A 25,726-nucleotide genomic window follows, 5' to 3' on the forward strand; every position below is an offset into this window, starting at 1 on the left:
ATTCCATTAGTTAATGCGAACTTCATACTAATTGGTTTCATTTGCATTATTACTTGCAAACGATAAATGAGCAGGACAAAAAAATTAAAAATATTGATCCCGGTTATCATGCTGCTTTTTTTGGGAGCTTATTCCAAACACAGGTTGCTTGATAAGCACGATATTACCGGCAGGTTAAGTAGCAAGCAAATGTCTGAAATATCCGGCATCGCAGCATCTACAATAAATCCTGGTATATATTATGTGCATAATGACAGCGGAGATACGAGCCGTTTTTTTGCCATAACGCCCGACGGTAAAATAAAAACTACAATATATTTTAAAGGTGATACACGCAGAACTTTAGGGGTAACTGATTGTGAAGATATAGATGTTGGTCCCGGCCCCGAAAAAGGTAAAAGCTATGTATATTTAGGTGACATAGGAGATAATTCATCTAACAGGAAAACCATAGCCATTTACCGTTTTTTAGAGAAAAAATCATGGGCAAGTGATAGTTTAACCACCGCAACTGCCGTAACGCTGCATCTTAAATATCCCGATGGTCCGAAAGATGCGGAAACCTTAATTGTTGATCCTATTGAGAAACTGCTTTGTATAGTATCAAAACGCGGCGATACAGTAGCTGTTTACACAACGCCACTTAACTATAAAGCCAATGACACGCTTACTTTAACCAAGCGTACTAAGTTATTCTTCGCTGGCTACAAACCCTTTAAATGGATAACCGCCGGCGATATATCTAAAGATGGCAAACAGATATTGCTAAAAAGCTACGAAAAGGTTTATTACTGGCGACGCGAGCCTAATGAGCATATTTGGGATGTAATGACACGCAAGCCACAGGAATTAAACTATGAACCCGAAAAGCAGGGCGAAGCTATAGGCTTCACACCCGATGGTACAGGATATTACACCACAAGCGAAGGTGTGTTCTCACCCATATATTATTACAAAATCCCCTGAAAAACATACACTTGCATGGAATTTGGTCTGATATAAACAATTCAAATCAGCTATTAATTATTAAAAAACAAAAAGGCCCTCTTTGCCAATTGGTAAAGAGGGCCTTTTTATAAAATCAGGTTCAATTATTTCTCAACCCTGATAAGCATTACGCCATGCGGCGCAACTTTGGCACTAAATGCTTTGCCGGTTGTTATAATGTATTGCTGTTGCCATACATCCCTGAATTTGGTATATCCCTTTAACACAGGGTCGGCTTTATCAAGGCTGATGGTTTGGTACTTATCTGTAGTGTTGAACAAACCGATAGCTTTGCCGCCGTCTTTCAGTTCTTTAACCCATACCTGGTAATTTTCATTCTTAACATATTGGCTGGCTCCTTTACCCAAAGCATCCTGGTCAATAGCCAGTACTTCATCGTTGGTAAGCAGGCTTAGCGTAAACTTATCCAGGTGCCCCATGTCGCAGCCTATAAGCAATGGCGATGCTAGCAGGCTCCATAAGCTGATGTGGGTGTATTGCTCGTCATAAGTAAGGCGGGTAGTGTGCAGGCTTGGGCCCCACCCCACTTTACCTACCACCAACATATCGGGATCATTGAAATGACCGGGCTGCGCGTGCGGTGCGGCCTTGCCTTGGTCAAATCCTATACCGGCCATACTTTGCCATGTATCCTGTATGTCGCCGGTTGTGCGCCAGCTATTGCCGTCAACATTGGCACCCCACTCCCATACATCGCCCCAGCCGTACTGGCAAAGGCTATACATAATATCGCGGTGAATTTTCCCTAAAGATGCCTGCATTACCTCGTAAGGTTTCTTCAACGCCGGCAAGTCGGGTTTTGGAATGGTAACCTCCGAGTAGGAACACCAGTCGTATTTTAAATAGTCGATACCCCAATCGCCATAAGTTTGGGCATCCTGATCTTCATGCTGCCAGCTGCCCAAAAAACCACCGCAAGTACGCGGACCAGGCGATGAGTAGATACCCATACGCAAGCCCAAACCATGTACATAATCGGTAAGGCCTTTCATATCCGGAAATTTGCTATTTGCTAAAATCTTGCCATCAGCTGAGCGATTTTCGGCCTCCCAGCCGTCATCAATGTTAATATAAGCCCAACCATGCTGGCTCAATTTATCGGCCATTGCTTTGGCCGAAATGCGCACTTTGCTGTCATCTACACTTAATCCCCAGGCATTCCAGCTGTTCCATCCAAGCGCAGGTGTTAAACCAATTTTATCGCCAATGCTTATGGTGAATTTTTTTGTTTTGCTGCCCAGTTTGTTACTTACCGTAAAAGTAACCGGGTAATCGCCTTTTGCAGCTACCGAACCACTTATGATACCGGTTGCGGCATCAAGTTTTAAACCTTCGGGTAAACCGGTGGCTTTATAAACCAAAGGTTTTTTACCGGTAGCCGGTATCATATACAGGAAGGGGTTACCCGACCGTGCGCCAAACACTTCGGCGCCATTTATCTTTGGCTTGGCCGATGGATAAGGCGTTAAGATATAGGGTGTGGTTTCGATATGCGTTACCGATTTACCCGATTTTTCATCGGTAAAGGTGTAAGTAATGGTGTATGATTTTTTTGCCAAACGCGCTATCGAGAACGAGTAAGTGAAGGGCTTGCCGATGGTAAATGCCGCAGGATTTGTTTTTTCGTAAAGCACGGCATCGGTTTCGGGGTCAGTTACTTTAAAAGCCAGTTTACCTTGATATTGGTATTGATTTTTGGTAATCAATTTAACAGATTTACTCAAACTATTATTATCGCCATATTCAAAATCGGCATCGGTATTAACGGTTACATTATCCATTACATCGGCCATAGCAAGACTAAAGTTTATGCCATAAATGCCGCCGTCGCCGCCGGTATCAAATACCCTTACAGCAAGTACGTTTTCTTTACCCCACAAAATAGCCGGATTATTTGCAGCAATGGTATAACTGCGCGGACCATAATTGCCGTCTTTTATATTACTGCCCCCGTTGTTGCCATATTTGGCAATCAATGTACCGTTCAGGTAAACTTCATCGTTATCGTCAACGCTGGCCAGGTTAAGCCGAAGGCTGTCTTTTAAAAATGATTTCTCTCTTAACGATGCCGGTATTACAACCCTGGTGCGGTACCAGCCAAAACCATCATAGTTGGGATGGCCCTGGCGCTCCCAGTTATAACTGAGATCAATGGCTTGCCAATGTTGATCGTTATAGGTTGGTGACGCCCATTGCGCTGAATCGCCTACAGCAAACTTCCATCCTTTTTTCAATGAAATGTCCTGTGCGTCGGCTTTAAAAGATGCGACAAACAGCAACATCAATACAGATAATTTTTTCATCCGGTAATTTAATTTAGGTAATAAATCTCTTCTTTTTAAGAATATTCAGGTACGGTTTAAATATACAGCATTCTGCAAGCAAATAAAATGTATGATTAACATTTATAGTTTTTTAGCAAAAAATCAATAATAAGGCTATAGGCAATCTTTTCAACCGACGCCAACTAAGCACTGCTGTATAAATGTTACAGTTTACAAGGGAAGCCGGGCATGGTTTGTGCATTGAGTAAGCTGTATGCAAATTTAACCTATTGTTCATCATGAATTTTAATAGGTATTCTACATTTAGTTATTAAAAAAACAACACCTATGAAAAAAGTTATTTTAACAACTACCCTGTTATTAGGCTGCTTTTTAGCATGTTTTGCGGCGCTGAACGAACTTAACGGAGAATGGTCTGGAACATTAAAACTGGACAATGGCACCGTGTACCCACTTAAATACAATTTCAAGGTTGATGGCGATCAGCTTACCGGTACAGCCCAAACCCCCAAAGGCGAATTGCCTATTGATGACGGTAAAATAAACGGCAGCAGTTTTTCATTTACAGTAACCATTGCCGATATTGAAATACCGCATACGGGTAAATTCTACGGCGATTCTATTGGTGTGGATATGGCTGCCAACGGCGAAAAAGCCCATAGCACTTTATTAAGGAAGAGGTAATAAAGCCCCCTCTTTTGAGGAGAGGACTTTAATTCTTTAAATATTGAGCGTAAACGCTCAATTGGGAAACTGTTCAGGCGTTCCACGCCTGAACATGCGGTGACGACCTTTCTACTTATCCGCCGTAGTATCACGTTCTACCAGTTCCATGCCGCATTTGGGGCAAAGACCGGGCTTGTCGGCACTTACGTTGGGGTGCATAGTACAGGTATATCTACCTTTCTTCTTATGGATTTCCTTATTAGCACTATTGCCGTTACAGGCCGTAAATGTTGTTAATAGTGATCCCGCAAGTGTGAATATAATGATGGCTCTTTTCATAACTATTTGTTTTTGATAAAGGATGCTAAACCAAATAACGATACCACCAGCACCCCTAATGCAGCCAGCATGGTTACGATATCCCTGATATCCTTACCAGCCCAGATCATACCGAAGTATTTATGCAGGAAGATGAAAGAAAGCCCTTCGGCCCTGTCAATACCCGCAACTTTGGTTGCCAGTTTTGAGGTTGTGGTTTCAATGTACCAGTTATCGCCGTTGGGGTAGCCTACCCGCTCAACCGGGAGGCGCTTGTTAATAAACCCATACTCGTTATCAAACTGGCGGATCACATCAACCTTAACCCTTCCTTTGAAGGCATTACCCAATGATGCCTGCGGCTTGTAATAACCGGCCAGAAACCGGGCGTATTCTTCATCGGCATTGGTGCGCTCTTTTCCTTTGGATGCATCAAAATAGGTTACCTGCTTTTTGTCATCAACTACCTGGTAAAAGGTTTCTCCGTTGAAATTTACTATGCCAATGTGCTTGATAATACTATCGGCAATAGGCAGTTTTAAATTAGAGGTATCCATTTGCCTGCGATCTATCAGCTGCCCGTAATCTGCTTTAACGGGTTCATTATTGTGCAGTTTTACTGCCAAATGAAATGCCCCGCTAATAACAAAAGTGAACATTACAAAAGAAACAATTAGCCCTATTTGCCTATGATAACGGTGGATAAAACGCTTTTCTTCGGTACCATTAGCCTTGCGGCTTTCCTTTATGGATTTAAATTTCTTCCACATTAAACCATAAACTGTTAGTCCGCTGGCGAGAGCCAACAGCATAATACTCATGATAATCAGTAAAACTACATTGCGAAAGGTATCGCCGCCAATATCTGCAAGAAACTGCCAGGTATGAAACTGCTCAAACAACCATAAAAAAGCCTTACGGGTATTGTTATTGAATGTACCCATGCGGCTCTGACCTGTTTCAATATAAACGTCCATACCATCTGGCCGGTTTAATGAAACCTTCCAAACGGGCAGCAAATGATTGATGGGCTGGTACTGGCTGTCGAAATCGGTTTGCAGCAGAATACTTTTTATAGCCGATGTACTATCCTGCGTAAAATAGCGCGCAAGATATTCGGCATAATCGGTATCACCATGAGGCAACAGCACGCCATCGGTGGCCGAATAGTAATTGTATAAACTATCCTTACCCAGCACCTGGTAAAAGGTGCCTTTGTTAAAGTTTATCAAACTAAAATTACGGATACTGGTGATATGGTTCCTATCCATCACATCCTGTATGGATAATGACGGTTTCATTTTGCTTTGTGCCAGGGGTTTAAATACCTCCTTTGCTATTTGCGGACGAAACCAGTTGGACATGAACGGGTGCGATAGACCGCTCAACGTCCAGAAAATGACCGGGATGAGGGCCATTAAGCCCAGCACCCGGTGCCATTTATAAAAATTACTTTTTACTGCTGATGAAGCCATAATTAATATTTTGAAAACGAATAACTGATTCCTAAAGTGTATGTGCGCGGTGCGGCGGCATTATAAGTATCGCCATATTGATTGCTGGTTACCGTGGTTGCATAAAGCTTATCAGTAACGTTAAGCACATTGAACCAGATCCCCGCCCCTTTTAACACATTGCTTTTAACTGTATAGCCCAAACGTAAGTTATAAATATCATAACCACTGTAAGTTTTGGTGTTAGCCGGGTTTGTATAATACTGGTTGATGTGCTGCCATTCGCCCGCTATCCTAAAACCAGGAAGATACAATGGCTTGTAAGTAAGCTCGGAATTAGCTATCCATGCCGGTGCGTTGTTCATGCGGTTGCCATCGTAAACCTTAACCGTGCTGGTGTTAGTGCTATAGTTGGTGCTTACTTCACTATAGGAAACATAGGTATGCCTTGCATTGGTGCCGCTAAACCTGAAGGTAAGCTCCTTAACGGGGGCAATTGTTAAAGCGTATTCCACACCGCGATGACGGGTTGCACCCGCGTTTTGGTTTTGGGTGGTATTATCTGGCAATAACTGGTTAATGATTTCGTTGTGGCCTTCCAGGTCGAACAAGCTCATTTCAAAATACAACATCTTATCAAATGCCGAAAACCAGCCACCCAACTCATAATTATCAAATGTGGCTTGCTTTAGGGGAGTAAGCTGCCTTGCGCTATACAGATCGCCGGTTTCTGGCGGTTGAAAGCCTACGCTGTAGTTGGCATAAAAGCCTTTGTTAGCACCCAGATCATACGTCAGACCCAATTTCGGTGCAACAATATTAAAGGTGTTTGTTTCCTGCTGTTTGTACTTGGTTTCGTTGGCAGGGAGGCTGTTGGTAAAATTGTAATGCACCCTATCATAACGCAAACCGCCAACTATGCGCAATGCCGCTAAGGGTTTAATTTCGTACTGAACATAGGCTGCGGTATTGAACAATTTAATACCATAATTATCAATGTACTTGCCGGTGTTGGTAAAGCTTGTGTAATAGTTATTAGCTACATCTTTGTTTATATCCAGATACTGGGCGTAGTATGAACTTGGGCTATCGTCTAAATAAACACCACCAATAAGGCGCGAATGCAGGAAATCAAAATCGGCACGGTGCTGCGCCAGCAGACCGTAGCTTTGAAACTTCTGATCGTTAACCTGTCCGTTTGAACTTTGGTAATTACCTGCGTTATCCCTCACATCTGATATATAATAACTGGGCAGCTGCGCGGTTGAATTATCGCGGAAGAACAGGGTTACAAAGGTGCTATTCTTGTCATCCCACTTATGATCCAGCCTGGTACTTGCCCGAAATGCCTCAACCTTACGATAAGTAAAACGCTGATTTGCGCCGTAACTGCGGCTATAAAACCGGGTACTATCTAAACTGCCTGGTGTTTGGGTGTTGAGGTAATTATACGCTGCCGAAGTGGTTAAACGGGTAGCAGGCGTAAAATCATAAGTGGTTTTAAAATTTGCTGAGTATTTATCAAAGTTGGAATAGTCCTGCCAGCTATCTTTTTGGTGGGCGACGTAGCCACCGATATACAATCCAAATTTTCCCTGAGTAAAACCACCATCGGCATCAACCCTGCGGTAGTGATAATTATTACCCTGAACGGATACGTTGCCTGCATAACCCGCAGGCGGCCCCTGGGTAATAAAGTTTACTGCGCCACCTATCGAATTACTACCATAAAGTGATGAGGCTGGCCCCTTGATCACTTCGATATCCTTAACACCCGACATGTTAATTTCATACAACGAGTTATGGTTAAAGATGCCTGTAGGGCGGATAGGCAAACCATCTTCCATGTATAAATACAGGGCATTATAAGTAATGGGTTGGCGGATGGCCATCGTGTGTTGCTCGTTACCCAGATCAACCATGTAAACGCCTGCAACTTTGTTTAACAGTTGGTACAAGGCGGTAGCCTTGGTATCTTTTATTTGGGTAGAGTTTATTTTACTGATAGCGATGGGCGCATCCTGCCGTGCCTGCCCTTCGCGGCTGGCGGTTACCACAACGGGCTGAAGATCTAAAGTAGATGGCGACAGCGCTGCATTAACCCGATTACCGGTAATGTTGACAATCTGTTGATTATAGCCCACCATAGTGAGCCTTACCTGAGCAACACCCTGGCTAATGGCAAAAGTTCCCTTAGCATCGGTAGCGCCTAATTTAACGCCATTGGCATTATTATATATCATGGCACCTGCAAGGGCTTCGTGGGTGTTGGCATCGGTTACTGTAAGATGTATAGTTGTTTGGCTGTAAGTAAGCTTATTAAAAAGTGTAAATAGGATAAACAGGATGAAATATTTTTTCATACAAAGTGTATATAGGGCATTTGCCCCGCGTGTAAAAAAATCGGGATAGTTATAGCGGCTTTTGTTATGGCTACGATGCAATAAGGCCCAGACTTACGAAGTTTTAAAAACTTCGTAAGTCTAAAACACGCATGCAAAGTCTGCACTTATCCTATGGGATTGCTTTGTTCTTCGCAATGACATAGTGGGTAAATGCCATGATATAATTAATCAATGCATATCAACCATTGTCCATGCGAAAGGATCGCAAAGCCATCAATCAAAAAACCGGGAAATAAAATGAGGATTATCCTAACTGCGGAGGGCGGAAAACAGTACCGACAGGGCTAACCGGTAAGGTGCTGTTGTACGGGGTTACAATTACTTGCAACAGGTGGGAGTGAAATTTAATGACCGTTGTACTGATCACGTAAACCTCCTGAAAGAGGCTCTTTTGCGATTGCCTTTCATCGCTGGCCTGCTTGTCCTCTGCCTGTTTTATCTTTTTCATGAAATAGCATTTACCATCGCAATGCATCCAGGGCTTGTCCCTGTTTTCGCAAAGCTTGGTGGCAATGTAATTCCTGTTCATTTCAAAACCCGCATAAATAAACAAATGCGAGAAATTGACCGTGACCAGCGAAAAGATGAGTAAATAGGCTGTTATACGTTGCAGCATGTTGCCGCAAAGGTAAATTGAATACAGTTAATAATCAACGTAAATTTTAAACTATTATCAGTTGCTCCGTTTTAAAGTGGCGGCCAAATGTTCGCCTTTGTAAACAATGTGCAGGGTTAACGAGTCGGCATATATTTTGCCTGTATGGGGAGCATTTCCATTTGGTACCGGCACGTTAAAAGAAAAATCGTTACCGTTGATCATTCCGTCGGTGATCTTCACTTCTCCCTGCGGTGTTAGGGCTGTACCGGTTAACTTGTCACTATCAACTTTAAATGTGTAGTTCAACGGCATATCATGACCATCTTTCATTTTCAGGATACCTGTCCACTTGCCGCTGATATCAATTGTGACCGCATAACAAACGACAAAAAACAATAAAGCAAGGGTAGTTACAAAGGTCTTCTTTTTCATGGGGGATTGTATTTTGGACCATGCAAAAAACTGCCGGCCAATACTGATACAATCATTTGGTTAAAAAGTTTTCTACTGGATTAAAATCAAAGAAATAATATCGTTAAATGATTAGTGTAGTAGCCATTATATATTTGCGTTTTTTAACAACGCCACATCCCGCCCAAATCTCTAAAGGAACAATTGCAACAATAGCTATCCGGTAAAATAAACTGGTATGCACAAGGTCAGTAAATACAGAAAACAGATCGGCAAAAAGAAAAAGACAAACAAGCACTATCAATAATATTTTACGTTGCGTACCCGCCAATGCGCAAACCAACATACAAGCAAAAAAACCAGCTAAAAATACAATTACAATAGAGATGAGCTCCGCCTGAGTACCAATAGGGACATGCTTTTTTGCAGAGCCTTCTGTGATTGAATTTATAATAATGTCATGCGGTAAGTTTACCAGCAACACCACAATAAAAGCCAGGAAAATAACAATGACCCCTTTAATAAAATCGAGAAGTAGTTTCAACGGCTTACTATTAAATAGACATTTTACTTACTGATTTTCAATAAATTAAGAAACTAAGTTAGTGTTTATTTATAGCTTATAGTTTTAAACTACTCCAACAGACAATTTTAATGAGTGAACACGCAGATTAAATGAGCGAACTAAGATATTCAACCTCCATATACAAAAAAAGCGCCCTGTTTAATAGGGCGCTTTTTAATGTTTTTATAAGAGGTTATTTTTTATCAACCGGTCTTTTCAAAACCGAATGTAGTTTTGAACCATCTATATCCAGATCAATAGTTACCGAATCGGCATATAACTTGCCCGTGTGGGCTATATCCATACCGCTGGTTGCTACATTAAATGAAAAGTCGGCGCCCTTTATTTTTCCGTTGGTAATATCTACGTTGCCATCCGGCGTTAAAGCCGTTCCGGTTAGTTTTTCACCATCAACTTTAAAATCATAAAGCAAGGGGTATTGGGTGCCCTGAACATCAACTTTTCCGGCCCATTTTCCGCTAAGGTCTGCAACGGCGGCAAGGCATATCATAAAGCAACTTACTAATAAAGCGGTAGTAACAATCGTTTTTTTCATGTGGTTTAATTTTACCCAATATAAGCTATTTACATTAAAGGATAGTTAGCTGAAAATTATTTTACAATGTGCCGGGAGCTGCATTAACGTCTTTTTTATTTTGATATATTAACTTATTGTTATTTAGCGGGGCAAATATTTGTTTAATTTTGGCACGATGAAAAAAGTGGAAGTACTAAAGCTGATGGACTTGATTGAAGATATCAAGAAACTTGATGAATTGATTTTGGCCAGTCGTAAAAAAAAGACTTCTGAATTTGTACTGAACCAGTACGAAGCAAAAAAGATCAAAATGGTTGGTTCTATTATCAATGAATTGGCTAACCCTCCTATACAATCTATTGAAAGCTACCTGCTTATTCAAAAAATTCTGAATAAATATTACCCCAATATAACTGCAGATGAATTGCCTAACGACGGCGATATCAGTAAAATAATTGCTATTATTGAAGGATAACCCTATTGCTTTTTGCCGTTCTCTACGCTTTTAATATCATCCTTCCGGTCTTTCTTAAAGTCGAAGTTGTTAAAGTCTGTTGTTTGCGGCAGTTGCATGGTATAGCTGTTCAATAGATCAATCTCAACAGTGATATCCTGCGTTATTACGTCTATCATGTGCCCCCCGTTAGCTTTATCGGCAGATAAAAAATGGAAATGATACCCGGTAATAAATGAACCCTCCATAAATGCAGGTGTGCGAAAACCTACCAGATCGCCGTCGATATCGGTGTGGTTAAAAAAATGTTGCCTGTCCAACATGGCTGCCAGTGGCAGGTAAGGTTTTTCAACGGGAGGAAAGGCCCGGGTTTTTACCAGCCTAAATTTACCTTTAATGTGTATGGCATAAATACCGTTAGTGTTGGTAAGCAAACTATCTAAATAACTAAACAGCCCTGCTTTGGTCAATTCTCCGGTTCTTTTATAAACCTTTTTTGGCTGAAAAAAGCATACCACAGCGTATGGTGTTTTCCCGGTATCTATCAGTTGTGTTGTTTTCCCGGTAGCCTGGGTTTGGTAAAGTTTACCATTAAGTAACAGCAATTCGCCATCAAGTTTTCCGGGGGCACCCAATCCAAAATCGCCTTGTTTTAAAAGCTGTTTATACGGATAAAACGCATCGTACAAGCCACCTATAAAGCCAGCCGCGAAACCCGCACTGAACAGGTTACCGCCATGCGTATTTAAAGGTTTAGTTTTTTGCTGCGCCATGCCTTGTAAGGCCATGAAAATGCAGATAATCAGCAGAGAAAAATACTTGTAAGGCTTAAGCATGATAAGGATTTTTTTATACTGCAAAGCAATTGTTTTACCACCATGTATGCAAATAATTTATGTTGATTACCGGCAACCAAATTTTACTTTAGCCTTACGGGGATGGCCGCCCTATATACTAAATTTGTGTACAGTTAAAAAAAGGAAACAGGATATGAAAATTGAAATATGGTCTGATGTGATGTGCCCATTTTGCTACATTGGCAAACGCAGGTTTGAAGAAGCACTTGTGCAATTTGAAAACCGCGACCAGGTAGAGATTGAATGGAAAAGCTTTCAGTTAAACCCGGATATGAAAACAGATCCGTCTGTAAATATTACACAATACCTTGCCGATGTAAAGGGTTGGACGCTGGAATATGCCAGGGAAATGAACAGCCACGTTACCCAAATGGCCGCCGAAGTTGGGTTGACTTATAATTTTGACACTGCGGTTGTGGCTAACAGCTTTAACGCCCACAGGTTTAGCCACCTGGCAAAACAACATGGTTTGGGTGATACCGCCGAAGAAGCATTATTTAACGCCTATTTCACCCGCGGACTAAATATCGACGATAACGATACCCTGGTACAATTAGGTACCGAAATAGGCCTCGACGCCGAAGAAATCAAACAAACCCTTAGCAGTGACACCTTTGCCGCCGATGTAAAGCACGATATAATTGAAGCCCAGGAATTAGGGATTCGTGGTGTTCCGTTTTTTGTGGTGAACAATAAATATGGCATTTCGGGCGCGCAAGCCGTACCTGTATTTACCCAAACCATCGAAACCGCGTTTAACGAATGGCAGCAGGAAAATCCCAAGCCAAGCCTTACCATTATTGAAGGTGAATCATGCACACCCGATGGCGATTGCGGATAATAATATTTACACATAGTTAAAACTATTATATATAAAGCACGTAAAAGGCTAATACGTACCTTTTTAATGCGCTTATGAAAAACCTGTACTACACAATTGGGGCTTTATTTTTATTGACCATCTCGTTTAGCAGTTGCAAGCTCGATTACCCTGTAACACCAACTGAGGCCAATACCATCCCCATAAAAGGTTATCATCCACCAGATACTACAGGCACTAATCCGGACAATCCTGCAACGCCGGGAGAATACTACTTTACCTGCTCGTTAGACGGCGCTAAAATAAACTGGCAAACTACAGATGGTTTTAACGGCTGGGTTACCGGTTCGGCAGGCGCTACTTCAAATGATCAGGGCGAAATTACGGGGAGCCTGATAGCTACAATTTCCGATTCGAAAAACTTTCAGCCGCAAATAGGTATTGAGATAGGCACATTCCATGTTTTGCCTGATGGCGACCGCGCAGATGCATTTAACAGTTTAGTTAAACCGGAGCAATGGAATTTCGGAGTAGAGAATAATGGTCGTGATACTAAATATATAACCATCAGCTATGTAGATGCAACCGGAAAGATGTATACCAGCGCGCTGGCAACCCAGACCGGAACCGTAACAATAGTGTCGGCAACCCCAATACCAAAGGAGCTTGGTTTCGATGACAGTATAAAAATAAAACTCACCTTCTCGTGCCTGTTATACCCGGTAGATAAAACAGGCCCACCATTAACCCTGGTAGCAGGCGAAGCAACCGTACGCTTGGAAAATCTTTTATAGTCAATTAAAAGGTAATAATTAATCCATTCAAAGCCAGTTAATTACTGCAAATCCATCTAAAAGTAAAAAACCTTATTACTTGTACCAAATACAATTAATATAACCTATATTTGCGTTCATAAAACTAAGTGTACTTTTTACACTTAGTTGATAGGAAATGATAGATACGCCAATAAAAACACAATCAGTAAATACAAGGCTACAGCTTCGTATAGCCGTGGGCGCTATGTTTTTTATGGCGGGCCTAAGCTTTTCCAGTTGGGCATCGCGCATTGCCAGTGTACAGCAAACAATGGGTTTGTCTGACGCTGCTTTGGGGGCTGTACTGTTTTCATTGCCGGTAGGTTTAATGCTTTCCCTTCCGTTCTCGGGTTGGCTGATCACCAAAATTGGCAGCCGTAAATTGCTTATAGGTGCGCTGTTAGTTTATGCGGTAGCATTGGTTACACTTGGGTTGGCGCAAAATACTTTTCAGCTTATTGTATGCCTTATTTGCTTTGGCTTTAGCAGCAACGCGGTTAATATATCTGTAAACACACAGGCCGTGGCCACCGAACAAATTTATCAGAAACCAATACTGGCTTCATTTCATGGTTTATGGAGTTTGGCGGGCTTCGCCGGTGCCGGTATAGGTACTTTTATGATAGCCAATGGCATTGCCCCTTTCCATCATTTTTTACTGATGATGGTGGTTATAGCCGCCGGCGTTGTAATAGCCGCCCGGTATTTAAAGGATGATAAAGTAGCCAGCGCCGGACCAGTATTTGTAATGCCCGACAAATCATTAATAAAATTAGGTGTCATCGCTTTTTGTTCGATGATATGTGAAGGGGCCATGTTTGATTGGAGCGTTATCTACTTTAAAAAAGTAGTACTTGCCCCAACAGCATTGGTGGGTATTGGATTCACCGCATTTATGTTCACTATGGCTGGTGGCCGTTTCGTAGCCGATTGGTTCGCACATCGTTTCGGCTTAAAACGCACCTTGCAGGTAAGCGGCTCTTTAACCGCCGCAGGTTTGGCAATAGCTGTAATTTTCCCTTACTTATATACCGCTATAGCGGGCTTTTTGCTCGTTGGTGCAGGTGTATCATCCGTTGTACCTATGGTGTACAGCGCCGCTGGTAAATCAAAAACCATGCAGCCCGGCGTAGCTTTGGCTGCGGTATCAACCATTGGTTTTATGGGCTTTTTAATAGGGCCACCGGTAATAGGCTTTATAGCAGGTATAGCTACATTAAGGGCATCCTTTGTGTTGATAGCGCTTATGGGTGTATCTGTAGTGGTGGTATCTACCAAAGCCAAATTATAAACTTATTCCGTATTCAGATCGGCATCGGCAGGATTAAGGAGATATTCAAACTGCTCGTGCCCGTTGTGGATAATAAATTTCAATCGCTCTTTGGGTAAGTTTATATCTAATGCCATAAGCCCCAGGGTTTGCGGCAGGTTATCGCGTATCAATTTCAAATCGGTAACGTGTGGCATGTCAATAAAAACATCGCCGTCGCGGTCTTCAATAGTCCACCCGGCAAGGTGGGCATTATTCAAAATAGCTATCCATTTTTGCTGATATGCACTCATAACACTGTTTTTATTATAAAAGCATTGGGGATAGGATTGGTTTTAAATATTTTACGGAAGCCAAAGAGCTAAAACTCATATTTGCTACTTTGATACCTTATATTTTCCTTAATTTAGGCAGCAATGAGGCAAAAATCAGCTATTGAAAAACTCACGGCCCCGGTAAGCAGGTTTATACACCAGGAGCATACCAGCGGCATAGTGCTTTTTATAAGCGTGCTCGTTGCTATCATCTGGGTAAACTCACCATTTGCCAATTCATATCACCACCTTTGGGATCTTAAATTTAGTCTGGGTTTTAACGGCCATGCACTCGATCATTCCCTTCATCTTTGGATAAATGACGGCTTGATGGCTGTTTTTTTCTTCGTGATAGGGCTTGAGCTAAAACGTGAATTTATGGCTGGCGAATTATCATCCCTCAAAAAGGCCTCATTACCCATGGTGGCGGCTTTAGGTGGGATGCTGATACCGGCGCTTATTTACTTTTTCATTAATAAAGATGCCAATTCGGAACATGGCTGGGGTATTCCCATGGCTACGGATATAGCTTTTGCATTGGCATTGTTGTCAATTGCGGGCAAACAGATCCCATCTTCAGTAAAAGTATTTTTGTCGGCCCTGGCCGTTGCCGATGATCTGGGTGCAGTGTTAGTGATCGCGATATTCTATAGTGCACACATATCATTTGGACCGTTAAGCATCGGATTAGGATTATTAGTCCTCCTCCTCATCGGCAATAAAATGGGAATACGAAGTATCGCTTTTTACCTTGTTATTGGGTTTGGAGTTTGGGTAGCTTTTCTATTATCGGGCGTACATGCCACCATTGCTGGTGTGCTGGTGGCTTTTACTATCCCGGCGCGTACATTAATTAACGAAAAAAGCTATGCGGAGAGTCTGCGCAAACTATTAACAGTATTTGAAAAGGAAATACCCAACAACAGCACCTTAACCACGCCCGAACAACATGACGCTATTGAAAAAATAAAAAGCCTGAGTGCCAATGCCGAAACCCCTTTACAAAAAATTGAATATGCACTGCATCCCTGGGTTGCTTTTGTGGTGATGCCACTTTTTGCGCTGGCCAATGCGGGCATAATTATAGGGGCCGATTTCTTTTCTTCCCTGCTTAACCCGGTGAGTATGGGTGTAGCTGCTGGCTTATTGGTGGGCAAGTTCATCGGCGTACTATTGGCCACCTGGCTAATGGTAAAATTTGGCGCACAATTACCTGCAAAATCTACATGGAAACAAATGGCCGGTGTAGCCCTGCTGGCTGGCGTGGGCTTTACCATGTCGTTATTTATATCCGGCCTTGCCTTTACCGCCCATCCCCAAATGGTAGATCAGGCTAAGTATGGTATATTGCTGGCCTCATTAATAGCCGGACTATTAGGCGTGATCGTGTTGAGGAAATCATGACCGTTGATTTATTTTGATTCCCTTGATTTCGCTGATTGTACACTCTCTGTGTCTTGATACATGATACTAACTACTTGATACTATAATTCGGTTTCCCGTACACGCTCAATCCGGTTAATCTGTTTTGAAACATAGTTAGCGGACTGTTATAAAATTTCACAAAGTCATCCGCACTCTCCTGCCCCGCATAGGGCACATAATAATGATCTGTACGACCGTTTCGCCATGCCAGCACGTAGCTTATTTTATGTTTGGCAATGGTGGGCAGCAACACTTTTGTCCACCAGTCTGCCTGTGGGATACGCTCGTAACCGGTTTCGGGCAGGCAAGCCAGTTTGTGATGATTAGCAGCTATATTATCCAAAATACCCAGGCGCTTGTCTAATTTAGACTGATAATCCGGCACGCTTTTGTAACAGTAATTATCAAAGCCCAGGAAATCGGCATACTCATCGCCGGGATATCGTTCCAGAAATTGTTCTTCCGAATCAAAATCGGCCACGGAATACACAATTAAAAGGTTATGCAGCTTTTTGGTGTTGCGCAGATAATCTATAGTGAAACGCCAAAGAGTTTTAAATTCATCGGGGGTACTGGTATTTTTACACCACCAAAACCAGTTGCCGGTAAGCTCATGAAACGGCCTGAAAAGTAAAGGGATCGCCTCACCATCTGCACCTTTCAGATCGGCCATGTAGGCAGCCGCCCTATCCAGGTACTTAACATAAACACTATTGTAAGCGCCACCGGGGATAAGGTCTTTAACCGTACGCTGCGTGGTATCCCAGGCGGTTTTACCGTTGGCGGGATTATCCATATGCCAGCAATAAGTGTTGATACCGCCCCGCTCGTAAACATCCTTTACCAGTTGTTTCTGCAATTTAAAGGGGATGCCATTTATATCATTAATGCTGTCGTGCTCTATCTTAGCCAGATCCCACCCGTATACCGCGGGGTACGATCCGGTAACACTTTTCACATCAGACCGGCCGGGTTCAAACTTCCAGCCCACACCGTAGGCCGTATCATCATGATGACCAAAAAGCACCCCGGCACCCATTAACCGCTGCATACTGTAAAACAGCGCCCGCGTTTCGGGAGTAGCCTTTTTATCACTCGGACTAAATAATTGTGCCTGTGCTTCCAAACCGTAAAATGTTAAAACAAATACCGTAATATACTTCAAAAATAGCCTCATATCAAAACGCTTAAATTACCAAACTCATTTGTGCTGTTATGGTTTAACAGCTTATTGCCTATTTTTTATTTGCCACTAAAAAAACTACTCCCCTTGCAGGTACAGTTACCACTATGCCACCTTTAATAGCCGATGAATTTGCCGGGATGCTGGTATAAGTTGCCGGGCCGCCCATATCACCGGAGGGGCCAATGCCATTAACATATAGCTTGCGCGAAAAAGGTGCATTATCTGTACCGCCATTAAGCGTGTAGTAATAATAGTTGTTGCCAGCTGCAAAATTTTTGAAACTCACGTTCACCAGATGATCGTTACTGCCTTTGTTTACGAGGATTACCCCTGCCTCGCCCGAAGTAAATGACGAACCATAGCTCACCACATCGGTACTGCCGGCGGTTGACGAGCTGACCAAATGATCGCCTATGAATTTTTGGAAATAGTACAGGTAATAAAATGCCGGACGGAGGCTCCACTTGGGCGCGCCGGGTTCTGCACCGCCTGGGTTGCCCGAATTGCTGAACAGGCCGTGATCATCGCCATTGTCCCACCAGTTTGCCATATCCCAGCGGCTTGCCATGCTGAACTGATTTTTCAGCACCTCACCCAACACCATTACCGCATGTACGCCTGCCACATTTGATACCATTTGTTTTGACCCGGTGGCAAAGATATTCCACTCATCTAACGCTACAGGTTTTTGGGTAACACCAGCGTTTTGTGCCGATGTTTTTACCCAGTTCATCATATCGCTTGTAACCGTGGTTGGGGTAGCCAGTATTACATCAGGTGTTGAATTTTGCTGATAAGGGGTATAATAATTATGCACCACAAAAAAATCGGGGGTGTTACCTGCCGCCGAAAGTACACCAGCATTCCAGTTACGCACACCGGCGTTTTGGTCGTTGGTTTCGGTTAATACGATGCCTATTTTAATGGTGCTGCCCACCTCAGCAGCTGCCTTACGCATCGAATCGGCAAAAACTTTAAAGTGGGTACCATACACCTGTCCGGTTAGTATTTCGGGCTGGCCATCCTGGTTAAGCTGACGGTTAATGCGGTAACCGGCCTCCCAGTTACCGTAATTTTCGTTGCCAACCTCCCATAATTTAGTGCGCCCTTTATCATACCTAACCCATTGGGCAGCCAAATGCGCCGCCGCCTCATCAGGGTGAGGACCTGTGCCATAGCGGGCGTAGCCGTAGTTGACCGTAATTAGCCCGGTGCTGTTGGTTTGATGCAGCATGGCATAATAATTATCCAGCGTAAGCGTCCAACTGGCGGTATTGTTGCCAAACCAGTAACCGGCATCGGTATAAGTACCGGTGTTATCGGACAGTTGCGCAGGTGCATCGGCCGGGGCTTTATTATCATCCCAAAAGTAAACGTCTGACAAGCTGCCGCCGGGAAACCGGATAACATTGGGCGATAGGTTGGTTATGTTCGCCATCAGATCGGGTTCGGTAACCATTTGCCCCATGAAGGGGTTAAGGTTATTTCCATAGATATATTTAGACACCTTAGTGATCTGCTGACTAAGATCAACACTCACTGTAATATTACCAGCCGAGGATTTGCCCACCGCTTTTGTGTTGCTGATACTCCATGTTTTTGCTTCCCAGTTATCCAGGAAAAAGCCCTGGGTGCTGGCTATTGCCGGTTCAGTAGGCGCTATAATTACGGTCGAACCGTTGTCATCACCATTGTTTACCGGCGGAACGGTTTTGCTGTCCTTTTTACAGGCAGCCGTCATTCCCGCCAGGATCAGCACCCCGCCTATGAGTATGTTTAATTTTTTCATATAAATATTGTGCATTAGCTTGTCCTTTTTATAATTTCAAGGCAGGCCCTACTGTTGTGATACGGGCATTTCCATAGTCCTGCTTTATCTTCTCCGGGCATGACATTACCATAGGCATTGATGCCCCAAAACCACTCGCCATGCTGTTTATCCAGTATCTTATCTTTTACAAAAGCCCAGGTATTGAGCGACAGGTTGAGATATTTTTGATCGCCGCTAACCTGCCATGCGTTAAAGAACCCAACCACTGCTTCGGCCTGCACCCACCAGTGTTTTTCTTTTATAAGATGGTTACCAACCGGTTCGTATTCGTACCAAAGGCCGCCGTCGCTATCTATCCCTGGTATGGTTGCATCGGCAATCTCCATGCAGATTTTTTTTATAGCTGTTACCCGTTCCACATCGCCTATAACTTCCGCGGCTTCCAGCAAAAGCCAGGTGGCTTCAATATCGTGCCCGTAGGATACGGTATCTGCCCGGCTGTTCCATTCCTCATCAAAAAACAAGAGCAGATGGTTAGTACTTACGTCAATAAAATGATCGAGGAAATTATCTACGAGTATTGTTATCTGCTCCTTTAGGTCAATATTCGGCCAAATGCGGTACAGGTTGGTATAAGCCTCCAGGATATGCAGATGGGTATTCATTGTCTTTTTTTCGTTAGCATCCTTAGCGCTCAGGCGCAGGTCGCTTATTGGCTGCCATTCGCGCGTAAAGGCCTCCAGATAGCCGGTTCTTTCTGTATCGAAACTCTTATCAACCAATAAGCGATACAGATTGATGGCTTGTTGTTTAACAGTTTCTATACCCGATGCCATGTAATATTCGCTCAACGCATACAGTGCAAATGCACTGGCATAAACCTGTTTTTTGGTATCTAACGGTGCACCATTGTAATCAACCGACCAGTACACTCCGCCAAACTCATGATCGATGAAACGCTTGTTGATATAGGTATAAGCCCTGTTTGCCATCTGCAGTAATCCCGCATTGGGCTTTTGGTTATACGCGGCAGAAAAACTCCAAAGGATGCGGGTATTTAATACCGATCCCTTGGGTGCTTGTTTGGTAACATTATTTTCATTGTCTATTTTACCGTAGAAACCACCATTCACATTATCAGGAGCATCTTTTTGCCAGTAGCTGATGATGTTGTTTAGTTCCTGTTTAAGCTCGTTACTGTAAGCTTTGCATACAATGTCCAATTCCCCTCTTGAGAGGGGGAGCGATGGAGTGTGTTGTGGCTGGGGTGTGTTAGCCAGTTTGCCTGAAGAACACACCTCTCCACTCCTCTCAAGAGGGGAATCGCTCGCAGCCTTTGTTTTTATCCCGTTCTGTTCCCCTTTACTCTTCATCATGCCTGCAACTGGTGTTGGTTTCTGTTATTGTTGATGATATGGTATATGGCATCAACCGAGGCAGACGAGCGCAGACCATCGGCAGGGGTATTTACTACATAATCAATTAATTTATCAACCGTGGTTGTGGCAACGTGCATTCGTGTATCTGATGATGCATAGTAGATATAAACTGTACCGTCCCCATCCGCTATCCAGCCGTTACAAAACACTACGTTTGATACATCACCAATGCGTTCATCTCCTTCGGGTGCTAAAAAATAGCCACCGGGTTTGTGCAATACTTTGGTAAGATCATCCAACTGGGTCATGAACATGTACAACACATAACGCAAGCCGGCTGCTGTGTTACGCACGCCATGCGCCAGATGCAGCCAGCCTTTATCTGTCTTTATGGGTGCCGGGCCTTGTCCGTTCTTTGCTTCGTAAACGGTATGGTAATTTTTATTATCGATAATGGTTTCCTGATCAACTATAGCGTTCTCCATGGTATCGCACAAACCAAAGCCAATGCCGCCGCCCGTGCCCGCGCTGATAAACCCATCCTGCGGACGGGTATAAAGTGCGTACCTGCCATTAACAAACTCGGGATGTAATACCACGTTACGCTGCTGCGGCGATTTGGTTTTAAGATCGGGCAGGCGCTCCCAGTTTACCATATCTTTAGTGCGGGTTATACCGCAAGCCGCTATAGCCATTGATTGATCATGTTCGGGTGCTGCCGGGTCGCGCCTTTCGGTACAAAACAGCCCGTAGATCCAGCCGTCCTCATGCACGGTAAGGCGCATGTCATATACGTTGGTATCGGGCTCCGTACTTTGGGGCAGGTTGACCGGATACTCCCAAAAAGTAAAATTGCTGATGCCATCCGGGCTTTCAGCCACTGCAAAAAATGATTTACGATCGGCACCTTCCACACGGGCTACCATCAAATATTTGTTGTTGAATTTTATAGCACCGGCGTTAAAAACCGCGTTGATACCAAATCGCTCCATCAGGTACGGATTAGTCGCCGCGTCCAGATCATACCGCCAGTTAAGGGGCGTATGTGCCGCCGTTAGTACCGGGTTTTTATACCTCTCGAAGATCCCGTTGCCTGTTCCGGCAATTTCATTGGGCTTTGTTATAAGCTGATGCTGTTCCTGCTGCAACCGGGTCAATCTTTGTTTAAATTCCTGCATCATATATTTTTTATATTCTATTATTATCTTAAATACTCGGGCAATAGCGCATCAATAATCTTTCAGTTTATTCCACCATGTTTTTTTCAGGATCAGCATCATCACTGCTAAAATGGCTATGGTAACCAGCAACGGGGCCTTTTGCCATAGCACCAGGTACATGGGCAATATGGTTAAGCAACATTGAGCTATGGTACCCACCACTACATTAAACATGTTTAGTTTGAAGTTTTTATTAGGCTGAAAAGAGGGATCGTTTTTTAAAGCAAGTTGCTTAACTGGCTCCCAAAAGCCCCATGGCCGCACATTAGTGTAAAAGGATTGCAGCACGGCCATATCCGTAACCGACGTAGCGTACGAGCCTAAAACACACCCAGCTAACGATACAAGGAATAACACCGGAAACCAATACAACAGTTGCCCTTCAGGGATTAATCCTGAATATACCAGCGCGGATAATATCATAGCAGCTGCAATGCCCGAAAGCATGCCCCAGAAAAAGCCGCTGGCATTAAAGCGCCACCAATGCCATTTAAGCACGTTGGCAGCTATATAACCACCATATAGTGCCGATACTATCCATTGCAAAACGCTGTTAATGTCTTTAACAAAAAAGCCCAGTATTACGCCAACCGCCACTACAACCATACCCACCAGGTAATTCATGGTGATGATCCTTTTATTGGATGCCAGGGGATTAACGTATTTGATATAAATATCATTAACTATGTAGGCCTGGGCGGCGTTCATAGTGCCAGCAAACGTGCTCATAAATGCACCCAACAAACCGGCCAATAGCAGACCCACCAAACCAACAGGCAAAAAGTTATTGATAACCGCCGGTAATATCCGCTCAAAATCAATAGCGCCCGCGCCATCAGTGAGGTTCATTTGGCGATAATATATTAAACCTAATGTGGTTAAACTTATGATAAGCGTATAGCGAATGGGTAATAAAATAACACTTACAAAACCATTCATCTTGCTGGCCTCTTCGGGCGAGCGGGTTGAAAGGATCTTCTGCATATCGTAGTTTGGGGCGGGCCCGGCCAGTGCTGCAAAAAAACCTTTAAAGGTCATCATCATAAAAAAGTAGGCAAACAGCGAATAACCATCGCTTTTGATCTTTTGATTTACCTCGGTTATTATCCCCGTCCAATTAAGGCCGAGGTGTTTGCCGAAAAACGGACTGTACCAGCCATTGGGTACATTTAAATGATGACTGTTTAATTGATTTGCAGCTATAAACCCTATCCAGATACAGGCAACCGTCATGATGCCATATTTTACCACATCGCTTACCACAATGCTATGCATACCACCCAAAATGGAATAGAACATAGCAAACAGCGTAAAGATGATACCGTATATATGGGGCACATATTGTGGCGCTACATTAAAGGGTACATAAGCCTTTACCAGATCCCAGGGTACAAATATTTCGATAAACTTACCCAGGCCAATAAAACCGTAGGCCATAAAACCCAGGCAGCTTAGCAAGGCAAACGCAATTACCACCAGGTGCGAACTGGTTACCCCCGCTCCCGTTTTACCAAACCTCGTCGCCAGCCATTCGGCACCGGTGGAGGCATTTGAACGGCGCAGCCAGCGCGAGAGGTACATCATTAAAAATACCTGGTTAAATACCGGCCAAAGCCAGGGTATCCAGATGCTTTTCATTCCGTACACAAAACATAAGCTCACCATCCACATGGTGCCGCTAATGTCAAACATATCTGAGGCATCGCTTAAACCCAGCTTATACCAGGGCAGCGATTTGCCGCCAAGCATATAACTTTCTTTGTTTTCACGTGCTTTTTTACGGTACCAAAGACCAATAAAAATGGTACTCAGCAGGTATAAAATTATTATGGTAACATCAAGTAAGTGTAGTTTCATTTATATAAATATTCTGTTACCGGTGTAGGTTTCCCTAAACTCCTTAGGGATGCAAAGCTTTTTGCGTTTAAAGATCCTGTTGAAATTGGAGATGTTGTTGAAACCGCACTTGTAGGCAATTTCGGCTACGGTTGTGGTAGAATCGATGAGCATACGTGAGGCGTGGCCAAGCCTTATCTCGTTCAGGCTATCTATAAAAGTTTTACCGGTTCGCTTTTTAATGAACCTGCTGAAGGAAGCCTCGGGCATGTTGGCAATTTTGGCTACTTCGGCAAGGGTTACCTGCTTGTTGTAGTTAACGTTCATGTGCTCAAATACCTTCTCAATGCGGCGGCTGTTATAGTAAAACTTATCGTTGGCAAAGCTTGGGTCCGATAACATTTTCATGTTACGTGATATAGAAAGATCATGCAAAATTGACAACAGTTCAAGCACGGAATCGAAACCGTTTTTCTTATCCAATCCCAGTATTCTCCCCTTTAAAGCCTGTATGGTTTCGGGCGAAAAAACTATACCCCGCTGCGAGCGTTCCAGCATGCTTTTTACAAAACTTAACTGGTTTCGCTTCAAAAACTTCTCATCAAAAAGATCTTTATGAAATTGAATAGTAACTTCAGTTATTTCTTCACTTTGGCATTGATGCGTAAACCAGGCATGGTATAAATTTGGCCCTACCAGCGCAAGTTCCAGCTCTTCAATAACTTCAATATGCCCGCCTACTACTCGCTTTGCACCTTTTGCGTTTATAATGAGGTTTAGCTCATACTCATCATGGTAATGCAAAGGAAAGTCGAACTTTTTTTTAACTCTCGAAAATATAGTAAAGCAATCGCTCGGGGTTAGCGGTGTTATTTCGCGCATTACATTGCTCGTCATCATAAATCACACGTAAATACTATTGCTATCAGCTAATGCAGATGGACAGCCATAGCTTGTTTCATACATCGGCCTAATAGCAATAAATAATTAAAATATCCCGGCCGGCGCGGCCGGGATATGAGTTAAATTTTATTGATTTACCACCATTACATCATCAAAATAGAAGGTTTCATCCTGGTCGTTAGGGCCCTTTATCCAAAAACCTAACTGGTTAAAGGTATTTCCCTTGTTCCAGAGATCAAGCGTGGTAAGCGGTAATTTAAAATATGTCCAAACGTTGGCCGGAACAGTAAGTGGTGTCGACTGATCTGAGTTGCCAAAACTACCCGCCCGTTTATCGCCGGTAACATATAGTGTATAATCCTGCGATGCCCCTTTAAGCCAGAATGTTAGGTATTTATACTCCGGTTTGCTGGTAAAGCCGGTACCCCAGTTATTAAATCCGTCCTGGCTCCAGTTGCCTTTGGCATAGGTTGCGGCAAATGATTTTGTACCTGATTTTGATACCGTAGAAGATATTTGAGCAGGTCCCCATGAGTTATTGCCCCAGCCGGTACCATAATCATCTGTAAAGATCTGGTAACCCTTATCAAGGTTTTCAAATACCTGCGTAGTAGTAACCGGTCCGGTTGAGTTAGTAATAACTAAAGCAGCACCCGGAACCGAGCTATTAGTTGGCATGGTTATAACCAGTTCTTTTTTGCTTTTTGACACGATGTTAATTACATCATTTGCACCAACAAATTTCACCGATGAAACATCACCCAGATTGTTACCAGTAATGGTGATGCTTGTTCCGCTTGTGAAGTTATAATTTGATACGGTTGATATAACAGGCAATGCAATTACATTAAATGGCACCCTTAATTCTTTACCTATTTTATTGGTAATTATGATGTTTTGACTACCACCGTTTGCAGTATCTGGCACGCGGAATATCAGTGCCTTATCTGTATTAAAAACAGTGTTGAACGGGGCAGGAACACTTCCTTTTTCAAAAACGACAGACCGTATCTCGCCCAGGCCGCTGCCCGTTAATATTAAGGCAGTACCGCCCTTAGCCGAATCCGGATCGAGCTTATCGGCTTTTGGGTTGGATGAGGCGGCGGCTGGTTTTGCCGCCTCCTTTGTACATGAGGTAATTACCGATGCGCCACCAGCAAACGTGAGCAGGGCGATAAGTAGTTTATATATATTTTTCATGATCATTATAATTAAAATGTTGGTTGTC

Annotated in this window: 24 protein-coding genes; 7 read left to right on the forward strand and 17 right to left on the reverse strand. The window is 43.2% G+C overall.

Features of this window, described 5'->3' with window-relative positions; translation table 11 throughout:
* Positions 1-66: 66 nt before the first annotated feature.
* Positions 67-966, forward strand: coding sequence for a hypothetical protein (locus BLS59_RS12515; protein ID WP_091149630.1), 900 nt, complete (start codon positions 67-69; stop codon positions 964-966).
* 125 nt (positions 967-1,091) lie between these two features.
* Here the strand turns inward: BLS59_RS12515 and BLS59_RS12520 are convergent, their stop codons facing one another.
* Positions 1,092-3,311: a putative Ig domain-containing protein gene (locus BLS59_RS12520; RefSeq protein ID WP_091149631.1), complete on the reverse strand. Its 2,220-nt coding sequence runs from the start codon at positions 3,309-3,311 to the stop codon at positions 1,092-1,094.
* Between the two features lie 309 nt (positions 3,312-3,620).
* Between BLS59_RS12520 and BLS59_RS12525 the strand changes: the two genes are divergently transcribed.
* On the forward strand, positions 3,621-3,977 hold the full coding sequence (locus BLS59_RS12525; RefSeq protein WP_091149632.1) for a hypothetical protein: 357 nt from the start codon (positions 3,621-3,623) through the stop codon (positions 3,975-3,977).
* A 111-nt stretch (positions 3,978-4,088) separates the two neighbouring features.
* Here BLS59_RS12525 and BLS59_RS12530 read toward each other — a convergent pair whose 3' ends face one another.
* The 7 genes from BLS59_RS12530 to BLS59_RS12560 all read right to left on the reverse strand — a co-directional run bounded on the left by BLS59_RS12530 (position 4,089) and on the right by BLS59_RS12560 (position 10,266).
* Positions 4,089-4,298: a heavy metal-binding domain-containing protein gene (locus BLS59_RS12530; RefSeq protein WP_091149633.1), complete on the reverse strand. Its 210-nt coding sequence runs from the start codon at positions 4,296-4,298 to the stop codon at positions 4,089-4,091.
* Between the two features lie 2 nt (positions 4,299-4,300).
* A complete protein-coding gene (locus BLS59_RS12535; protein WP_091149634.1) occupies positions 4,301-5,752 on the reverse strand; it encodes a PepSY domain-containing protein in 1,452 nt (483 codons plus the stop codon).
* Between the two features lie 2 nt (positions 5,753-5,754).
* Complete coding sequence (locus BLS59_RS12540; protein WP_091149635.1) at positions 5,755-8,094, reverse strand: TonB-dependent receptor; 2,340 nt, start codon at positions 8,092-8,094, stop codon at positions 5,755-5,757.
* A gap of 286 nt (positions 8,095-8,380) precedes the next feature.
* A complete protein-coding gene (locus tag BLS59_RS12545) occupies positions 8,381-8,752 on the reverse strand; it encodes a hypothetical protein (RefSeq protein ID WP_091149636.1) in 372 nt (123 codons plus the stop codon).
* A 57-nt stretch (positions 8,753-8,809) separates the two neighbouring features.
* A complete protein-coding gene (locus BLS59_RS12550; protein ID WP_091149637.1) occupies positions 8,810-9,166 on the reverse strand; it encodes a hypothetical protein in 357 nt (118 codons plus the stop codon).
* Between the two features lie 103 nt (positions 9,167-9,269).
* Positions 9,270-9,629 (reverse strand): hypothetical protein, encoded by a 360-nt coding sequence (locus BLS59_RS12555; protein WP_205411257.1) that lies wholly within the window; start codon positions 9,627-9,629, stop codon positions 9,270-9,272.
* Between the two features lie 274 nt (positions 9,630-9,903).
* On the reverse strand, positions 9,904-10,266 hold the full coding sequence (locus BLS59_RS12560; RefSeq protein WP_091149639.1) for a hypothetical protein: 363 nt from the start codon (positions 10,264-10,266) through the stop codon (positions 9,904-9,906).
* Positions 10,267-10,423: 157 nt separating this feature from the next.
* Between BLS59_RS12560 and BLS59_RS12565 the strand changes: the two genes are divergently transcribed.
* The gene (locus tag BLS59_RS12565; protein ID WP_091149640.1) at positions 10,424-10,723 is read left to right on the forward strand and encodes a hypothetical protein; all 300 of its coding nucleotides are present in this window, start codon (positions 10,424-10,426) and stop codon (positions 10,721-10,723) included.
* 2 nt (positions 10,724-10,725) lie between these two features.
* On the opposite strand, the gene budA is transcribed toward BLS59_RS12565, so the two are convergent.
* Positions 10,726-11,538: an acetolactate decarboxylase gene (gene budA / locus BLS59_RS12570; protein ID WP_143014120.1), complete on the reverse strand. Its 813-nt coding sequence runs from the start codon at positions 11,536-11,538 to the stop codon at positions 10,726-10,728.
* Between the two features lie 154 nt (positions 11,539-11,692).
* Here budA and BLS59_RS12575 point away from each other — a divergent pair, with 154 nt between their 5' ends.
* From BLS59_RS12575 to BLS59_RS12585, 3 genes are all read left to right on the forward strand, one after another.
* The gene (locus BLS59_RS12575) at positions 11,693-12,400 is read left to right on the forward strand and encodes a DsbA family oxidoreductase (protein WP_091149910.1); all 708 of its coding nucleotides are present in this window, start codon (positions 11,693-11,695) and stop codon (positions 12,398-12,400) included.
* A 74-nt stretch (positions 12,401-12,474) separates the two neighbouring features.
* Positions 12,475-13,173: a hypothetical protein gene (locus BLS59_RS12580; RefSeq protein WP_091149642.1), complete on the forward strand. Its 699-nt coding sequence runs from the start codon at positions 12,475-12,477 to the stop codon at positions 13,171-13,173.
* Between the two features lie 157 nt (positions 13,174-13,330).
* Complete coding sequence (locus BLS59_RS12585) at positions 13,331-14,485, forward strand: MFS transporter (RefSeq protein WP_091149643.1); 1,155 nt, start codon at positions 13,331-13,333, stop codon at positions 14,483-14,485.
* 2 nt (positions 14,486-14,487) lie between these two features.
* Here the strand turns inward: BLS59_RS12585 and BLS59_RS12590 are convergent, their stop codons facing one another.
* Complete coding sequence (locus BLS59_RS12590) at positions 14,488-14,757, reverse strand: hypothetical protein (protein ID WP_091149644.1); 270 nt, start codon at positions 14,755-14,757, stop codon at positions 14,488-14,490.
* Between the two features lie 123 nt (positions 14,758-14,880).
* Here BLS59_RS12590 and nhaA point away from each other — a divergent pair, with 123 nt between their 5' ends.
* Positions 14,881-16,182: a Na+/H+ antiporter NhaA gene (nhaA, locus tag BLS59_RS12595; RefSeq protein WP_091149645.1), complete on the forward strand. Its 1,302-nt coding sequence runs from the start codon at positions 14,881-14,883 to the stop codon at positions 16,180-16,182.
* Positions 16,183-16,252: 70 nt separating this feature from the next.
* Here the strand turns inward: nhaA and BLS59_RS12600 are convergent, their stop codons facing one another.
* From BLS59_RS12600 to BLS59_RS12630, 7 genes are all read right to left on the reverse strand, one after another.
* Positions 16,253-17,380 carry a glycoside hydrolase family 26 protein gene (locus BLS59_RS12600; RefSeq protein WP_091149646.1) on the reverse strand — a complete coding sequence of 376 codons (1,128 nt, stop codon included), beginning with the start codon at positions 17,378-17,380 and terminating at the stop codon, positions 16,253-16,255.
* A 58-nt stretch (positions 17,381-17,438) separates the two neighbouring features.
* Entirely contained in the window at positions 17,439-19,178 is a 1,740-nt protein-coding gene (locus BLS59_RS12605) for an alpha-L-arabinofuranosidase (RefSeq protein ID WP_143014121.1), read from the reverse strand.
* A gap of 14 nt (positions 19,179-19,192) precedes the next feature.
* On the reverse strand, positions 19,193-20,536 hold the full coding sequence (locus BLS59_RS12610; protein WP_240315227.1) for an AGE family epimerase/isomerase: 1,344 nt from the start codon (positions 20,534-20,536) through the stop codon (positions 19,193-19,195).
* Complete coding sequence (locus BLS59_RS12615) at positions 20,533-21,720, reverse strand: glycoside hydrolase family 130 protein (protein WP_394330844.1); 1,188 nt, start codon at positions 21,718-21,720, stop codon at positions 20,533-20,535. The genes BLS59_RS12610 and BLS59_RS12615 overlap by 4 nt, the downstream gene beginning before the upstream one ends.
* A 48-nt stretch (positions 21,721-21,768) precedes the next feature.
* On the reverse strand, positions 21,769-23,616 hold the full coding sequence (locus BLS59_RS12620; RefSeq protein WP_091149648.1) for a sodium:solute symporter family protein: 1,848 nt from the start codon (positions 23,614-23,616) through the stop codon (positions 21,769-21,771).
* Positions 23,617-24,495, reverse strand: a complete 879-nt coding sequence (locus BLS59_RS12625; protein WP_240315228.1) for an AraC family transcriptional regulator — start codon at positions 24,493-24,495, stop codon at positions 23,617-23,619. It abuts the gene before it with no gap.
* Between the two features lie 129 nt (positions 24,496-24,624).
* Positions 24,625-25,698 (reverse strand): IPT/TIG domain-containing protein, encoded by a 1,074-nt coding sequence (locus BLS59_RS12630; RefSeq protein WP_091149913.1) that lies wholly within the window; start codon positions 25,696-25,698, stop codon positions 24,625-24,627.
* Positions 25,699-25,726 lie beyond the last annotated feature (28 nt).

The sequence above is a fragment of the Mucilaginibacter pineti genome (assembly GCF_900101875.1).
Classification (GTDB): Bacteria; Bacteroidota; Bacteroidia; order Sphingobacteriales; family Sphingobacteriaceae; genus Mucilaginibacter; species Mucilaginibacter pineti.

Excerpts from the sequence above, each read along its gene's own strand:
- BLS59_RS12530 (WP_091149633.1), bottom strand. The coding sequence starts at position 4,298 with ATGAAAAGAGCCATCATTATATTCACACTTGCGGGATCACTATTAACA.
- BLS59_RS12610 (WP_240315227.1), bottom strand. The coding sequence starts at position 20,536 with ATGATGAAGAGTAAAGGGGAACAGAACGGGATAAAAACAAAGGCTGCG.
- budA (WP_143014120.1), bottom strand. The coding sequence starts at position 11,538 with ATGCTTAAGCCTTACAAGTATTTTTCTCTGCTGATTATCTGCATTTTC.
- BLS59_RS12630 (WP_091149913.1), bottom strand. The coding sequence starts at position 25,698 with ATGAAAAATATATATAAACTACTTATCGCCCTGCTCACGTTTGCTGGT.
- BLS59_RS12515 (WP_091149630.1), top strand. The coding sequence starts at position 67 with ATGAGCAGGACAAAAAAATTAAAAATATTGATCCCGGTTATCATGCTG.
- BLS59_RS12620 (WP_091149648.1), bottom strand. The coding sequence starts at position 23,616 with ATGAAACTACACTTACTTGATGTTACCATAATAATTTTATACCTGCTG.
- BLS59_RS12540 (WP_091149635.1), bottom strand. The coding sequence starts at position 8,094 with ATGAAAAAATATTTCATCCTGTTTATCCTATTTACACTTTTTAATAAG.
- BLS59_RS12600 (WP_091149646.1), bottom strand. The coding sequence starts at position 17,380 with ATGAGGCTATTTTTGAAGTATATTACGGTATTTGTTTTAACATTTTAC.
- BLS59_RS12585 (WP_091149643.1), top strand. The coding sequence starts at position 13,331 with ATGATAGATACGCCAATAAAAACACAATCAGTAAATACAAGGCTACAG.
- BLS59_RS12575 (WP_091149910.1), top strand. The coding sequence starts at position 11,693 with ATGAAAATTGAAATATGGTCTGATGTGATGTGCCCATTTTGCTACATT.
- nhaA (WP_091149645.1), top strand. The coding sequence starts at position 14,881 with ATGAGGCAAAAATCAGCTATTGAAAAACTCACGGCCCCGGTAAGCAGG.
- BLS59_RS12615 (WP_394330844.1), bottom strand. The coding sequence starts at position 21,720 with ATGATGCAGGAATTTAAACAAAGATTGACCCGGTTGCAGCAGGAACAG.
- BLS59_RS12565 (WP_091149640.1), top strand. The coding sequence starts at position 10,424 with ATGAAAAAAGTGGAAGTACTAAAGCTGATGGACTTGATTGAAGATATC.
- BLS59_RS12545 (WP_091149636.1), bottom strand. The coding sequence starts at position 8,752 with ATGCTGCAACGTATAACAGCCTATTTACTCATCTTTTCGCTGGTCACG.
- BLS59_RS12590 (WP_091149644.1), bottom strand. The coding sequence starts at position 14,757 with ATGAGTGCATATCAGCAAAAATGGATAGCTATTTTGAATAATGCCCAC.
- BLS59_RS12520 (WP_091149631.1), bottom strand. The coding sequence starts at position 3,311 with ATGAAAAAATTATCTGTATTGATGTTGCTGTTTGTCGCATCTTTTAAA.
- BLS59_RS12525 (WP_091149632.1), top strand. The coding sequence starts at position 3,621 with ATGAAAAAAGTTATTTTAACAACTACCCTGTTATTAGGCTGCTTTTTA.
- BLS59_RS12605 (WP_143014121.1), bottom strand. The coding sequence starts at position 19,178 with ATGAAAAAATTAAACATACTCATAGGCGGGGTGCTGATCCTGGCGGGA.
- BLS59_RS12580 (WP_091149642.1), top strand. The coding sequence starts at position 12,475 with ATGAAAAACCTGTACTACACAATTGGGGCTTTATTTTTATTGACCATC.
- BLS59_RS12550 (WP_091149637.1), bottom strand. The coding sequence starts at position 9,166 with ATGAAAAAGAAGACCTTTGTAACTACCCTTGCTTTATTGTTTTTTGTC.
- BLS59_RS12560 (WP_091149639.1), bottom strand. The coding sequence starts at position 10,266 with ATGAAAAAAACGATTGTTACTACCGCTTTATTAGTAAGTTGCTTTATG.
- BLS59_RS12625 (WP_240315228.1), bottom strand. The coding sequence starts at position 24,495 with ATGATGACGAGCAATGTAATGCGCGAAATAACACCGCTAACCCCGAGC.
- BLS59_RS12535 (WP_091149634.1), bottom strand. The coding sequence starts at position 5,752 with ATGGCTTCATCAGCAGTAAAAAGTAATTTTTATAAATGGCACCGGGTG.